Source organism: Alkalibacterium iburiense (assembly GCF_039521845.1).
Classification (GTDB): domain Bacteria; phylum Bacillota; class Bacilli; order Lactobacillales; family Carnobacteriaceae_A; genus Alkalibacterium; species Alkalibacterium iburiense.
Map to the genome: position 1 here is coordinate 49,955 of NZ_BAAACW010000167.1, position 13,469 is coordinate 63,423.

The following is a 13,469-nucleotide window of genomic DNA, read 5'->3' on the forward strand; positions in this document are numbered from 1 at the left end:
GCGAGCATGATACCTGATGTTAAAGCCGCTACCAGCAAAGAAATAGGGTTAGAGAAAATAATCGAACAAGCCATTCCAATAAAGGATCCGCAAAACAGACTAGTGGAGTAGCGTTTAAAGAAAAACGCACCGATTAAACCGACTATACTTGAAGCTAGGACCGACCCTAATCCTATCGTGTGATTGAGGTAAAAGGTGACAAAGGTTCCAATGATGAGAAACAAAAGTGTCCCATATTGAAAGGTCTGAAATCTTAAAGGCAACACATTCGGCTGTTTTTTCGCATGCAGCCACTCTTTATAGACAGTCATAAAGAAGGCTAATGAAAGCAGAATAAGACTGAATGATAGAAAAAGAGGCGAAAATTTAATACTTTCAGCAATTAAGGAACTAAACAGAAATAAGGCGAGAAGACCATACAAAAAATGGATAATAAAAAGCATCGGTATTACCCTCCAAATAGTGAATAAAGTCACAAATTGTCATAAAAAAATAAACTTCAACTGCACAAGTTTATTTTATCACAAAGTCTATTCTTTTTAAAGGGTTTTAGACATAAGAGGGTATTACTCGGTATTTTGCGTAATTTTTAAAGCTGCAAAGAAAGATGTTGGTAGAAAAACTATAACTAAAATAACTAAAGTCAGCAAATCAGTCAATTTGTTTTGAGGCATAACCCAATTATACACAAACTGAGTCACTACAAATAATACAGAAAATATTAACAGTGATAGTATAAATACAATCCATTTTTTCTTCATATGATTTCTTATCTCCTAAAAAATAACGTTTGATATATCTTTATACTATCAAATGGAGAGAGAAACCTAAAACAGTACGCCTTATAACTTGAAACTGAATGTAAACTAGTTAATCGTTAAAATGGAGTCATCTTACCGCTCCTAAGCTTTTTGCAAGAGATTGGAAGTAGTGGATACCGTCTAGTAGACAGTCTTCATCAAAATTAAATCGAGAAGTATGAAGACCATGTCTATAGCCTTTTTCTTCATTACGCACACCCAAAAAGGAGAAATTGGTTTGAGCTATCTTTGAGTAAAAGGAAAAATCTTCTCCGAATAAATACGGTTCATCTAACTCTTGTACTTTTAAACCAGCCGCTTCAGCACTCTCTTTGACAACAGGAACGAGTTTAGGATCGTTGTGAACAGCCGGGTATCCTTTAAATAGATTGAGAGTAGAGGTCGTACCAAAAAGGGAATCTGCCTGGTTTACAATCCTTTGCATTTTTTCAGTCATCCGATCTAAATCATCTGGATTATATGTCCGGATCGTCCCATTAATGAAGCCATCTGAAGCAACTGTGTTGGGGGCTTCTCCAGCTGACATGCTGCCAATGTGTAAAATGTTTTGATGTAACCCGTTTAAAAAATAATGCTGGACTTGGGAAAACTGAGAAACAATATGATTCACAGCTCCGAGTGCGCTCTGGCCTTTTTCTTTTTGAGCAACATGAGCAGATAAGCCTTTAAAAGAGACTTGGTATTCTGTCGCACTAGCCATGAAAAAGCCTGAGCGTGTGGCTAATGTATGTTCCGGTAAATCAGGGCCCAAATGAATGCCAAAAATCTGTTTCACATGATAGTCTTTAAATGGAAAAGCTTGAATCACTGCGTCAGCTCCAGCATTTGTTTCTTCGGAAGGTTGAAAAATGAGTAAGATGTTTTTTTCAAGTAAGCCTTGATCTTGCTGCTCCTTACACCACTGGGCAAAGGTCAATAGAATAGACGTATGTCCATCATGTCCACACGCATGCATGACTCCTTCATGAGTGGATGCATAAGCTAACCCCGTTTCTTCTTTAATCGGTAAGGCATCAATATCCCCGCGAAAAGCAATCGTGTCGTCTTCAGTTGACTGTCCTTTAAAAAAGACAAGTGTCGCTGTTTCAAGAGGAGTGAAATAGGGAATAGATAAGGCATCTAGATGCTCTCTAATATACCGTGTTGTTTTGAACTCTTGAAAAGACAGTTCAGGTATCTGATGCAAGTTTCTTCTATGCAATTTAGCTGTGTTCAGTAATGGATTCATACGTCCTCTAATGCCCCTTCATTTACAGATTATGATAAGTGTAAAAGCCGTTTTCTTTATTTACAAGCTGAGTAGCTACTTTAAGCGCGCCGTTTGCAAAAATATCTTTCGATTGAGCGGTGTGTTTAATAGAAATAACTTCATCCACTCCTGCAAATAAAACCTCGTGCTCACCGACAATGGTTCCCCCACGAATAGTCGAAATACCAATGTCTTCTTTTTCTCTCTTTTCAGTGACTTGACTACGATTATAAACAGGATTCGCATCAGGACGGGCTTCTTCAGTAATCGCATCGAGCAACTTAACTAAGGTGCCACTTGGAGCATCAATTTTTTGGTTGTGGTGCTTTTCAATTAATTCAATATCGTAATCATCCATCATGGGAGCGACAGTCTGAAGTAACTGAGTTAAAATATGCACCCCATAACTCATATTCGCACTGAAAAATACGGGATTGGATTTTGCTTTCTCTTTCATCATTTCAACTAAGGTGTCTTTTTCTCCAGTCGTTGCGATAATTATAGGAATCGCCAAATCAGAAGAAAGCATCTCTTTTGTCAAATTAGGATGAGAAAAATCAATTGCTACATCTGCATTGGGTAAAGACTCATCAAAAGAAGAGAAGAGGCTGTAAGGGCAATCCGGCGTTTCAACCGGACTTACGACACCAACAATTGTGTGTCCACGATCTTCCGCTAAAGCGGCAACACGTTTGTTCATAGCACCGTATCCAACAAGTAATAAATCCATACTACCCATCCTTTCTTATGTGATCAAAGAGATTCGTTAAGATAGAGACTTCATTTTCTTCCAATGGAACAAGCGGAAGTCGCAGTTCGTACTCACCAAAACCGAGGTGACTAGTTAAAGCCTTGATTGGAATAGGATTGACATCCACATTTAAAGCCTCCACTAAAGGATACAACTGTTGGTGGATAGCCAGAGCCTCATCTTTATCAGTCTGAGCTTTTTCATACAATTCTTGGTACTCTTTTGGAAGAGCATTGGCTAGAACTGAAATAATCCCGTGACCACCTTGAGCATAATAAGGCAATGCCAAGTCATCGTTTCCACTGTAAAAGGAAAAGTCTTCATCAACAACTGTTTGCAAGTAACTATAATGTGCCAAGTCTCCTGTTGCGTCTTTTAGACCAACAATATTCGGGTGCTTAGCTAAGATTTCAATCGTTTCTGGTGCGATAGTCATACCTGTACGAGCCGGTACATCATACAAAATAATAGGAATATTCACCGCATCCGCAATCGCAGTAAAGTGAGCAACGAGCCCTTTTTGACTGGTCTTATTATAGTAAGGGGTAATGACTAGTAAACCGTCTACTCCTAAAGCTTCAGCTTCTCTTGAAAGGACAACCGATTGAGCTGTGTTATTGGTTCCAGTGCCGGCAATAACAGGAATATCGCCACCGGCAACCTCAACTGAAATTTTGAGCAAATCTGTTTTCTCTTCAGCTGATAAAGTAGTGCCTTCACCAGTCGTACCATTCACTACAAAACCTTGAATGGAATGTTCCTTTAAAAAAGTTAAATGCTTTCGGAACTGGTCGTAATCAACTGAGTTATTTTTGAATGGGGTAGTCACAGCCGCAGCTGCACCAGTAAATAAACGTGACATTGTATGACTTCCTTCCTTAAATTGTATTTAGTTTGCTATTAATGACTCCAAAATTTGAACCGCGTTTAATGCAGCTCCTTTAAAAATATTATCACTCACGGACCATAAATGATACGTCTTTGGTAAACTTGGGTCTTTTCTGATACGACCGACAAAGACATCTTCTTTTTGAGCCGCTTCAAGAGGCGTAGGGTAGACTTCTTTAGACGGATCATCCATGACTTTAATAGATGGAAACTTACTTAAAAGGGATTTTAATTCTTCTACTGTGGGTTCACTGTTTAGCGTGATGTTCATCGCTACTGCATGTGAGTGAGGAACAGGAACGCGAACACATGTTGCGGTTACGTCTAAATCCGCTTGATTTAAGATTTTTCGTGTTTCGTTGATCATTTTTTGTTCTTCTTTCGTGTAGCCATCTTCTTCAAAATCATCAATTTGAGGAATGAGGTTATGGTAAATCGGGTGATTATAATTCGTTGGGGCTTCGCCTTTTTCGCCTTTTTCTAAATCTTCTAAGCCTTTTACACCTGAACCAGAAACAGATTGGTAAGTTGTATAGGCCACTCGTTTTAAACCAAACGCGTCTTGAATAGGTTTAAGTGGAACAACTGACTGAATGGTTGAACAGTTAGGATTAGCAATAATCTTTCTTCTTAAAGACGCTTTATTGACTTCAGGTACTATTAAGTCTATCGAGTCATCCATACGCCAGGCACTCGAGTTGTCAATCACTACTGATCCGGCCTCTTCAAATAATGGGGCATAATGCAAACTAGTGCCGCCTCCAGCTGACATCAAAACATAGTCAAAGCCATCTTGTGCTCTTTCTTCCGTCAGTTCTTCTATGGTGTACGTTTCTCCTTTAAACGTGATCTCTTTCCCAGCTGACCGGGCAGAAGAGAAAAGGGTTAAGGAGAAAGAGGGGAGGTTTCTTTTTTCTAAAATGTGGAGCATTGTCTGGCCGACCAGACCGGTTGCTCCCACTAAAGCTATTTTTACCATGGTATCGTATCCTTTCTTTTATAGGTTGAATGTTTGGCACAACAAGCGCGTGGCTTTCTCGCCATTGGCTTCGTCTACCACATATGACACACTGATTTCTGAAGTCGTGACTTGATAAAAAGTGATATCTGCATCAAGCAGGGTTTTAAATATCTTAGAAGCAACACCCGTCATATCGCGCATACCTGCTCCGATGACAGAGACTTTGCAGTATGTGGTTTCAATTTTAAAGTATAAATCGGGGTAGGTTTCTTTTAAGGCGTTAAATAATCGAATCAGTTCTTTTTCATCTGACTCTTTAAATGTAAAGGAGAATTGCTGTCCATCCTGGTTTTGGATTTGGGAAATCATATCCACGTTAATTTCAGCATCTTCCAGTAATTTAAATAAATCGCTCAAAAATTGTCGGTCATGCGAAGGGTAGGTGATGGTAATGTGTGCCATCTCCTTATCTAATGCGACACCTGTGACGGCTTTTCTTTCCAGTATTTGATCATTCGGCACAATCCATGTTCCTTTCTCGTCTGATAATGTTTTTCCTAAATAAATTGGAATGTTGTGATTGTTAGCAAGTTCCACACTTCTCGTTTCTAGCACACCCGCTCCTAAAGCAGACATTTCCATCATTTCTTCAAAAGAGATCTGATCCCATCTTTTCGCTTCTGGGAAAATACGGGGATCGGTACTGTACACACCCGTCACATCTGTATAAATTTCGCATGGGCACTGCATGGCTGAAGCTATGGCAACAGCTGTCGTGTCTGACCCGCCGCGTCCGAGAGTCGTCAGTTCGCCTTCTTTATTAAAGCCTTGAAAACCTGCGACAATAAGCAAGTCATGCTCTTCAAACAAGTTTTCCAACAAGTCTCCTTTAATAGAAGAAATTTTACTTTTTAAATGTTTCCCGATGGTCTCGATGCCGGCCTGGTAGCCCGTCAGTGGCTTGGCCCGCACGCCGATATCATTTAATACGAGTGAGAGAAAAGAGATGGTCTGCTGCTCACCTGTTGTGAGTAACATCGCCAAATCTTTGTCATTCGGATTGTCTGTTAGATCATGGACAGAAGCCAGTAGGTTATCTGTCGTCTTTCCCATTGCAGATACAACCACAATCAGCTGCTCGCCTTTCTCAATTCTCTCCTTTAAATAAAGCGAGATGTCTTTAATTTTCGGAAAGTCAGCCACACTTGAGCCACCAAACTTTAATACACTTCTTTTCATAATAACTCCTTTTAGACTGTTGAGTAGGTATCATCTTTATCACTATAACGAAAAAACGAAGATAATACGAAAAAAACAAGCCGGGAATGCCGACTTGTTCACACAATAAGTATACTCACAAGCGGAAGCACTCCGATAAGCAATAGCTCTACGGCAGTCTGCATATTATTCATATGCAACCCAACAGTTTACTTTCTGTAAAAAACAAACCATTTCGGCAAATTTCCCTTTCCTTATTTCGACTTACAGGTCTTTAGAAATAAGTACTGATGATTTTTGCGCCTCATCCAGTCATTAAATTTTTATTTGTTTCGCTCTATCTATACTATCAGACTTTATATCCATTGTAAAATAGGAATTCAACAGATCTGCTTAATCTTTTAGTAAAAAAAATAAAACCCATTATGACTCATTTTGAGCTATTATGATTGAATTTGACTGTTTGAGATGATAAAATAAGAAGAAGGAGTTGAGGGAAGTGCTTACAGTAGAAAGACATCAGTATATATTAAATAAATTATACCATGTTCAAGCCGTTACCGTGCAAGAATTAGTTGAAGAATTAGGCCATTCTGAATCAACTATTAGACGCGATTTAAGGCAATTGGAAGAACAGAATCAACTCGTTCGCGTGCACGGTGGGGCCAAACGGTTAAGAAAAACGGTCAGTGAGGCTTCGATGGAGGAAAAATCAGTCAAAAACAGTCAAGAAAAGAAACGCATTGCGACCTATGCCTCCACATTAATAAAGGATAAAGAAGTCATCTTTTTGGATGCAGGTACGACCACTTATGAAATGATTCCTTTTTTGAAAGGCAAAGACATAACTGTTGTAACAAATGGAGTCCCTCATGCTCTATCTTTGTCCGAACATCGTATTCCAACTATTTTAATCGGCGGCAGAATCAAGCAAAACACTCGAGCCATAATTGGACCGATAGCAGAGAAACAATTGGAACAGTTTCATTTCAGCAAAGCCTTTTTAGGAATGAACGGAGTCGATTTAACCTATGGTCTAACCACAACAGACGTAGAGGAAGCATCCATAAAAAATAAAGCAATGAATCAAGCCAATCAATCCTTTGTCCTGGCCGATCATTCTAAACTAAAAGAAGTGAGTGCCGTTAAAGTAGCGGACATAGATGATGGCATCCTTATAACCGAAACATTAAGTAAAGAATTTAAAGAATTCAAAGAAGTCACACGCGTAATGGAGGTTACCACACATGATTTACACAGTCACACTAAACCCGTCAATTGATTATGTGATTTATCCAGGTCAAGAGATTACCCCTGGACAAATCAATCGATTTGAAAAATCTCATATGTATCCCGGCGGAAAAGGCATTAACGTATCGCGAATCCTGCATGAATTAGGCATCCCCTCAACGGCCACTGGTTTTGTCGGTGGCTTTACAGGACAATTCATTGTTGATTCACTGGAAAAAGATGGTATTTCGACTGCTTTTGCTTATGTAAATGACAACACACGGATTAATGTAAAAGTAAAAGGTCAACAGGAAACAGAAATCAATGGGGCTGGCTCATTTATCTCAGAAGAAGATGCGACTCATTTCTTAGCGCGTTTTGATGAGATGACTGCTGAAGACATTGTTATCCTATCCGGAAGCAAAGCTCGTAATCTGCCGGGCAATTATTACCAGCAAATCATCAGTCATCTAACAGATAAAGGCATCCCCTTTGTTATCGATACAACGGGCACTGAATTAAATGACGCCTTGTCCAGCCGACCGTTAGTAATCAAACCGAATAAAGAAGAACTGGAAGACTTATATCAGGTTAAACTGGATACCATCGAAGCCTTAATCGCTTACGGGAAAAAAATGCTCTCAGAAGGGCCTCAACATGTTCTTATTTCAATGGCAGGCGATGGCGCTTTGTTACTGACAAATCAAGCGGTGTATAAAGGGTCTGTACCTAAAGGAGAAGTAAAAAATTCTGTAGGCGCAGGAGATTCCATGGTAGCCGGCTTTGTTGGCCAGTATTCTCTTACACAAGATCCGTTAGACGCCTTTAAAATGGGTCTGGCTTGCGGCAGCGCAACAGCCTTTTCAGATGATTTGGCAAACAAAGAAACCATCGATAAAGTCTATCAAACAGTTAAAATCGAACAATTGGAGGGAAAGTAAATGAAAATTAATGATTTATTACGCAAAGATTTAATGATTATGGATTTACAGGCCACAGAAAAAGAAGCCGTTATTGACGAAATGATTAGTCACCTCTATAAGCAGGATGTGATTGAAGACACCTCTGTATTCAAAGAAGGGATTATGAACCGGGAAGCGCAAACCTCCACTGGTCTTGGCAATGGCATTGCCATGCCACACTCTAAAAATAAAGCAGTGGTAAATCCGGCAGTTTTGTTTGCTAAATCCACTAAAGGAGTCGACTATGATGCACTGGATGGACAACCGGTAGAATTATTCTTTATGATTGCTGCTCCAGAAGGCGGAAATAATCTCCATTTAGAAGTATTGGCTTCGCTCTCACGCAAACTAATCGATGAAGAGGTCATCCAGGCGCTTAAAGAGGCCACTTCTCCAGAAGAAGTCCAGGCTTTATTTGAAGAAAGCGAAGAAGAAACGGACGTAACAACCGCTCAAGCAGAGGCAGGTCCAAGAGATAAAAAGTTTGTCCTTGCTGTAACAGCTTGTCCGACAGGAATTGCTCATACCTATATGGCAGAAGATGCGCTTAAGAAAAAAGCAGCCGAAATGGGTGTGGAAATTCGAGTGGAAACAAACGGAACTGACGGAGCCAAAAATGTGCTAACAAAAGAAGAGATCGAACGAGCAGACGGTATCATTATTGCGGCAGATAAAAAAGTAGATATTGCCCGCTTTAATGGCAAGCCTGTTTTACAAAGACCTGTCTCTGAAGGGATTAATAAAGCAGAAGAATTAATCACAAAAGCCTCCACGGGCCAAGCGCCGATTCTTCAAGCAGAAGCATCCAGCGAGTCAGCCTCCGATGATGAACCAAAGTCGGCTTGGCAGAGTATCTATAAAGATCTGATGAATGGTGTGTCTCACATGTTGCCATTCGTTGTAGGGGGAGGAATTTTACTAGCTATATCTTTCCTTTTTGAAGCGCAGCTGGGTTCTGACAACATTCTATTCACTTCACTTAATACAATAGGAGGTTCAGCCTTTGAATTTCTTATTCCTATTTTGGCAGGTTACATTGCTTACAGTATTGCTGACCGTCCAGGCCTTCTTCCAGGAATGGCTGGTGGACTGATTGCCGTAAACAGTGATGCGGGATTCTTGGGTGGACTGGTTGCCGGTTTCTTAGCTAGTTACGTTATGAACCTCATTAAAAAAGCATTGAGAAACTTTCCGAAAAGCTTAGAAGGTCTAAAAGCCATCCTATTATACCCAGTGTTAGGCTTATTACTGGTCGGCTTGTTGATGTTCTTCTTAGTGGGGCCATTCTTTGCCATTATCAATAATGGGATGATCAACTTCCTGGAGAATTTAGGAACCGGGAATGCCGTGTTACTAGGAGCGGTTCTTGGAGGGATGATGGCCGTTGATATGGGAGGACCTGTTAACAAAGCGGCATACGCCTTCTCCATCGGTATCTATGGAGATACAGGAGATGGAAGTTTAATGGCCGCCGTTATGGTAGGTGGAATGATTCCTCCATTGGCCATCGCTCTTTCCACTCTCCTATTCAAAAACAAATACAGTCAGATTGAACGACAGTCCGGATTAACGAACTTTGTTCTTGGAATTTCATTTATTACTGAGGGAGCTATACCTTTTGCCGCTGCTGATCCATTAAGAGTCATTGGGTCTTCTATATTAGGGGCAGCTATTGGTGGAGGTCTCACACAATTATGGAATGTCTCGATTCCAGCTCCTCATGGTGGACTCTTCGTTATAGGGATTGGTGAGAATCCATTATGGTTTATTGCTGCTTTACTTATTGGGTCTATCCTTTCGGCCATTATTTTAGGCTTTTGGAAACCAAAAGTAAGCGAGACCGATGCGAATGTCAAAACAGAAGAATTAATCTAAGAGTGTATACTATTTAAAAAGGAACGATTCGTCAGGCTTGAGTGAAGTCAGACGGATTGTTCCTTTTTTGCGTGTTTAACGAACGTTTAAGTGATAATAATAGTAAATTTTCTTTATTCCGATAGAATAATAGTATAGAGATGAATCAAAATAGGAAGTTGTCAAAAAAGGAGAAAAGAATGAATAGAAGAGGTCTTTTAGCACTTTCTAGTTTAATTATATTAGCAGCCTGTGACACACCTGATGAGGTAAGTGAGATTGAAGTAGAGGAAACAATTGTAGAGGAAGAAGAGGCCGAACCTTCGATATCGGAAACAGAGACTCATGATGAGGAGTCTTCTAACCTGACTGATCAAGACGATGAAGAGATGGTAGAAGCAAATCCTGTAATCGATTCTGCAGAGGAGCATGTCTTTATCAACTTGGTGGATGCTGAAACATTCTTTAATGAACAGGGAGCTGCTGCCTGGGATGATTATCAAAATATCTTAAAAGAGGTCACCCTCAGTGAGCTGTCTGTTGAAGAGGAGATGGGTGGGTCAACCAGTGAAGAAGTGGATGCCGCCTTTCAAAGTGTCACCAGCATCGAAGATAGTGTGTCAGACTTCGTTGATGTAACGGAAAATGAACAGATGGTTATCTACCGTTACCCGGCAAATGACGAGACCAATGAGATGGCAGAGTATTCGGCTGAATTAACCTTCTATTTCTATGACGACCATTTAATTTTTACTGCTATCACACCTGGGTTTTATAGCGTGGATTTAGAGGGCTTGCCAACGACAGAAGAACTGGCTCACTTCATGACTGTATCAGAAATAGAAGCATTGGACTCAAAAGTGTATACTGTAGCTGAAATGATTGTTTTAGGTGACGTGATGCATCAGACGATGGTACCAGCTATGGGAATAGACGAAGAAGGGAATGAAGTGGTTTCTGCTTTTTACTTCTTCACTCGTGGGGATGATATTATTCAATTTGCCCACTTGCCGTTCGAGCTTCCGAGTATAGATTTTCCCACGTATTCCATTATATTGTTTCAAGAGATTATCAGTACTTTAGAAGGAGTCTAAAGGATAGGGAGGATGAGAGAATGAAGCAGACGATTGCTTTTCCTGATGGCCGTGAGGTTTTGAATTTAGGCCAAGGCACTTATAGGATGGGAGAAGAATTTAAAAAGAAACAACAAGAAATTGAGGCATTGCGTACAGGTATAGAGAATGGATTGACTCTGATTGACACAGCTGAGATGTATTCTGAAGGCAGGTCAGAAGAGATAGTGGGTGAAGCTATTCAACCTTATAAAAGAGACGATTTATTCATTGTATCAAAGGTACTCCCGATGAATGCAGGAGAACAGCATATTCATCAGTCTATTGATGGGACGTTGAAGCGCTTAGGAGTCGATGAGTTGGATCTTTATTTACTACATTGGAGAGGTCATATCCCCCTACAAGAAACAGTGGATGTAATGGAAGAGTTGAAATGGAAAGGTAAAATTAAAGGCTGGGGCGTCTCTAACTTTGATTTGGAAGATATTCAAGAACTGCTTTCTTTGAGAAATGGGTTAAACTGTCAGACGAATCAGCTCTTGTACCATTTAGCTTCAAGAGGAATTGAGTTTGTCCTGACTGATTATCTGAAAGAAAGCCGAATACCTATCATGGCTTATTGTCCCATTATTGGCCAAGAACCGGATAAAAAAGAGATGGTGCATCAGAGTCCGACTATTAACCGTATGGCTCAAAAATATAATCTATCTGTTGTGAAGCTCCTATTAGCTTTTGTAACGCAACAGGAAAACATGATAGCTATTCCTAAAGCAGCTTCTCGGGATCATGTCTTACAAAATGCTGACGTGCTTCAGGTTGAATTGGACGACGAGGATATTAGGATCTTAAATGAAGCCTTTCCTGTACCAGACAAGCGCATGCCTTTAAAAACTAAGTAGAAATGAGTGGATGACCCTTATGTTACCGAGTAAACAGGCTAAGAGAGATAGAATAAAAAAAGAGCTATCGGATACAAAACGGTCCGATTTAGGAGAACAGTTTGCTGCTCTTCATAGAGAGTTGATGGAAACAGATAAAAGTATGCTGGTTATAGTGGATGGATGGGAATCATCTGGTAAAGGGTACTTATTGAAGGATTTAACGAGAGAATTAGACCCGAAACATTATGAAGTGAGTGTCTTTGAAGAATCCAGCAAAGACGAAAGCCAACATCCTTATTTATATCGCTTCTTTGTTAAAAGTCCTAAAAGAGGGCAAATCGTTTTCTTTGACCGCAGCTTTTATTATGATTTGTTTAATAATCCATCTTTAGACGAAGAGAAATTAAAGCATTATATTGAAGATGTGAGTTTTATAGAAAAAGCGTTAACCCAAGATGATACATTAGTCCTTAAGTTCTTTCTTCATCAATCTAAAAATGAAATGAAAAAGAACATAACTAGACTGGAAAAAGATGATTACCGGCATGTCCGTTTAAATGAGAAAGACTACAACCAGCTTGACAACTATAGTGCTTACTATAAGCATTTTAAGAAGATTCTAAACCAAACCAATTATCATCTATCCCCATGGCATATCTTGTATGTGGAAGGTAAAAAGGATACATCTAGACAGGTGTTACAATTATGCTTGGATGAATTAGATACTTTTCTTAAGAAAGATGTGTCGCGATTTGATCCTCAGCTTCCTGAGCATTCAGAGAGTAAAGATAAGCCTTTAGATCAAGTGGACTTATCTCTATCTATTAGTGATAAAGACTATGATAAAGAATTAGATGATTTACAGAAAAGAGCAGGAGATTTACTTTATCAAGTCTATATAGAAAAGAAAGCTATCGTAGTGGTCTATGAAGGGACGGATGCTGCTGGTAAAGGAGGGAATATTGAGCGCCTAACCCGGCTGATGGATCCTCGGGGGTATGACGTCGCAACTACAGCGGCTCCTACTCAAGAAGAAAAGGATAGACATTACTTGTGGCGATTCTACAGAGACTTTCCAACAGACGGACGCATGACTATATTTGATAGAAGCTGGTACGGGCGTGTATTAGTCGAGCGAATTGAAGAGTTAACTCCTTCGTATAGATGGAAAGAAGCCTATGATGAAATCAATCAAATGGAACATAATTTGAATCATCAAGGATACCTCGTCCTGAAGTATCTCATCATTATTGACAAAGAGGAACAGTTAAAACGATTTGAAGCACGGGCTGAAGACCCTATGAAGCAGCATAAGCTAACGGATGAAGACTGGCGCAACCATGAGCAGTTCGATGCTTATAAAGAAGCAATGAATGAGATGGTTCACTATACTTCAACTAATCATACACCTTGGAAAATTATCAGTGGTACCAGTAAAAAATACGCTCGTATAGCTGTACTGAAAGATTTTATAGAAAGTATAAGTGACTATTTGGATAAAGAATAAAAAGAGGGACTGGGAAAAAACTCAGTCTAAATAAATCAGCCCAGCCATTTATGTTAAAAAATAAATGGCTGGGC

Annotated in this window: 13 protein-coding genes and 1 riboswitch; of the genes, 6 read left to right on the plus strand and 7 right to left on the minus strand. The window is 39.8% G+C overall.

The annotated features are described in order from the left end of the window. The 7 genes from ABDZ53_RS12710 to ABDZ53_RS12740 all read right to left on the minus strand — a co-directional run. The coding region (locus ABDZ53_RS12710) for a hypothetical protein (RefSeq protein ID WP_343757092.1) at nucleotides 1–443 on the minus strand (443 nt) is incomplete at its 3' end. A gap of 123 nt (nucleotides 444–566) precedes the next feature. Further along, nucleotides 567–761 (minus strand): hypothetical protein, encoded by a 195-nt coding sequence (locus ABDZ53_RS12715; protein ID WP_343757094.1) that lies wholly within the window; start codon nucleotides 759–761, stop codon nucleotides 567–569. A gap of 127 nt (nucleotides 762–888) precedes the next feature. Further along, nucleotides 889–2,049, minus strand: coding sequence for a M20 metallopeptidase family protein (locus ABDZ53_RS12720; protein ID WP_343757096.1), 1,161 nt, complete (start codon nucleotides 2,047–2,049; stop codon nucleotides 889–891). A gap of 22 nt (nucleotides 2,050–2,071) precedes the next feature. Further along, nucleotides 2,072–2,800, minus strand: coding sequence for a 4-hydroxy-tetrahydrodipicolinate reductase (dapB, locus tag ABDZ53_RS12725; RefSeq protein WP_343757098.1), 729 nt, complete (start codon nucleotides 2,798–2,800; stop codon nucleotides 2,072–2,074). A 1-nt stretch (nucleotide 2,801) separates the two neighbouring features. Next, nucleotides 2,802–3,683, minus strand: coding sequence for a 4-hydroxy-tetrahydrodipicolinate synthase (dapA, locus tag ABDZ53_RS12730; protein ID WP_343757100.1), 882 nt, complete (start codon nucleotides 3,681–3,683; stop codon nucleotides 2,802–2,804). Nucleotides 3,684–3,710: 27 nt separating this feature from the next. Next, the gene (locus tag ABDZ53_RS12735; RefSeq protein ID WP_343757102.1) at nucleotides 3,711–4,688 is read right to left on the minus strand and encodes an aspartate-semialdehyde dehydrogenase; all 978 of its coding nucleotides are present in this window, start codon (nucleotides 4,686–4,688) and stop codon (nucleotides 3,711–3,713) included. An 18-nt stretch (nucleotides 4,689–4,706) separates the two neighbouring features. Continuing rightward, nucleotides 4,707–5,909 carry an aspartate kinase gene (locus ABDZ53_RS12740; RefSeq protein ID WP_343757104.1) on the minus strand — a complete coding sequence of 401 codons (1,203 nt, stop codon included), beginning with the start codon at nucleotides 5,907–5,909 and terminating at the stop codon, nucleotides 4,707–4,709. Between the two features lie 117 nt (nucleotides 5,910–6,026). Next, nucleotides 6,027–6,204: riboswitch (Lysine riboswitch) on the minus strand. Nucleotides 6,205–6,387: 183 nt separating this feature from the next. Here ABDZ53_RS12740 and ABDZ53_RS12745 point away from each other — a divergent pair. The 6 genes from ABDZ53_RS12745 to ABDZ53_RS12770 all read left to right on the plus strand — a co-directional run bounded on the left by ABDZ53_RS12745 (nucleotide 6,388) and on the right by ABDZ53_RS12770 (nucleotide 13,395). Then, on the plus strand, nucleotides 6,388–7,170 hold the full coding sequence (locus ABDZ53_RS12745; RefSeq protein WP_343757106.1) for a DeoR/GlpR family DNA-binding transcription regulator: 783 nt from the start codon (nucleotides 6,388–6,390) through the stop codon (nucleotides 7,168–7,170). Continuing rightward, a complete protein-coding gene (gene pfkB, locus ABDZ53_RS12750; RefSeq protein ID WP_343757108.1) occupies nucleotides 7,136–8,059 on the plus strand; it encodes a 1-phosphofructokinase in 924 nt (307 codons plus the stop codon). Before ABDZ53_RS12745 ends, pfkB begins: the two co-directional genes overlap by 35 nt. Beyond that, entirely contained in the window at nucleotides 8,060–9,955 is a 1,896-nt protein-coding gene (locus ABDZ53_RS12755) for a PTS fructose transporter subunit IIABC (protein WP_343757110.1), read from the plus strand. Between the two features lie 179 nt (nucleotides 9,956–10,134). Then, complete coding sequence (locus ABDZ53_RS12760) at nucleotides 10,135–11,028, plus strand: hypothetical protein (RefSeq protein WP_343757112.1); 894 nt, start codon at nucleotides 10,135–10,137, stop codon at nucleotides 11,026–11,028. Between the two features lie 20 nt (nucleotides 11,029–11,048). Then, nucleotides 11,049–11,906, plus strand: coding sequence for an aldo/keto reductase (locus tag ABDZ53_RS12765; RefSeq protein ID WP_343757114.1), 858 nt, complete (start codon nucleotides 11,049–11,051; stop codon nucleotides 11,904–11,906). Between the two features lie 19 nt (nucleotides 11,907–11,925). Then, nucleotides 11,926–13,395: a phosphate:AMP phosphotransferase gene (locus ABDZ53_RS12770; protein ID WP_343757116.1), complete on the plus strand. Its 1,470-nt coding sequence runs from the start codon at nucleotides 11,926–11,928 to the stop codon at nucleotides 13,393–13,395. Nucleotides 13,396–13,469: the final 74 nt, after the last annotated feature.

Coding starts and splice junctions, on each gene's coding strand:
- ABDZ53_RS12715 (WP_343757094.1), bottom strand. CDS start 761: ATGAAGAAAAAATGGATTGTATTTATACTATCACTGTTAATATTTTCT.
- ABDZ53_RS12720 (WP_343757096.1), bottom strand. CDS start 2,049: ATGAATCCATTACTGAACACAGCTAAATTGCATAGAAGAAACTTGCAT.
- dapB (WP_343757098.1), bottom strand. CDS start 2,800: ATGGATTTATTACTTGTTGGATACGGTGCTATGAACAAACGTGTTGCC.
- dapA (WP_343757100.1), bottom strand. CDS start 3,683: ATGTCACGTTTATTTACTGGTGCAGCTGCGGCTGTGACTACCCCATTC.
- ABDZ53_RS12735 (WP_343757102.1), bottom strand. CDS start 4,688: ATGGTAAAAATAGCTTTAGTGGGAGCAACCGGTCTGGTCGGCCAGACA.
- ABDZ53_RS12740 (WP_343757104.1), bottom strand. CDS start 5,909: ATGAAAAGAAGTGTATTAAAGTTTGGTGGCTCAAGTGTGGCTGACTTT.
- pfkB (WP_343757108.1), top strand. CDS start 7,136: ATGATTTACACAGTCACACTAAACCCGTCAATTGATTATGTGATTTAT.
- ABDZ53_RS12755 (WP_343757110.1), top strand. CDS start 8,060: ATGAAAATTAATGATTTATTACGCAAAGATTTAATGATTATGGATTTA.
- ABDZ53_RS12760 (WP_343757112.1), top strand. CDS start 10,135: ATGAATAGAAGAGGTCTTTTAGCACTTTCTAGTTTAATTATATTAGCA.
- ABDZ53_RS12765 (WP_343757114.1), top strand. CDS start 11,049: ATGAAGCAGACGATTGCTTTTCCTGATGGCCGTGAGGTTTTGAATTTA.
- ABDZ53_RS12770 (WP_343757116.1), top strand. CDS start 11,926: ATGTTACCGAGTAAACAGGCTAAGAGAGATAGAATAAAAAAAGAGCTA.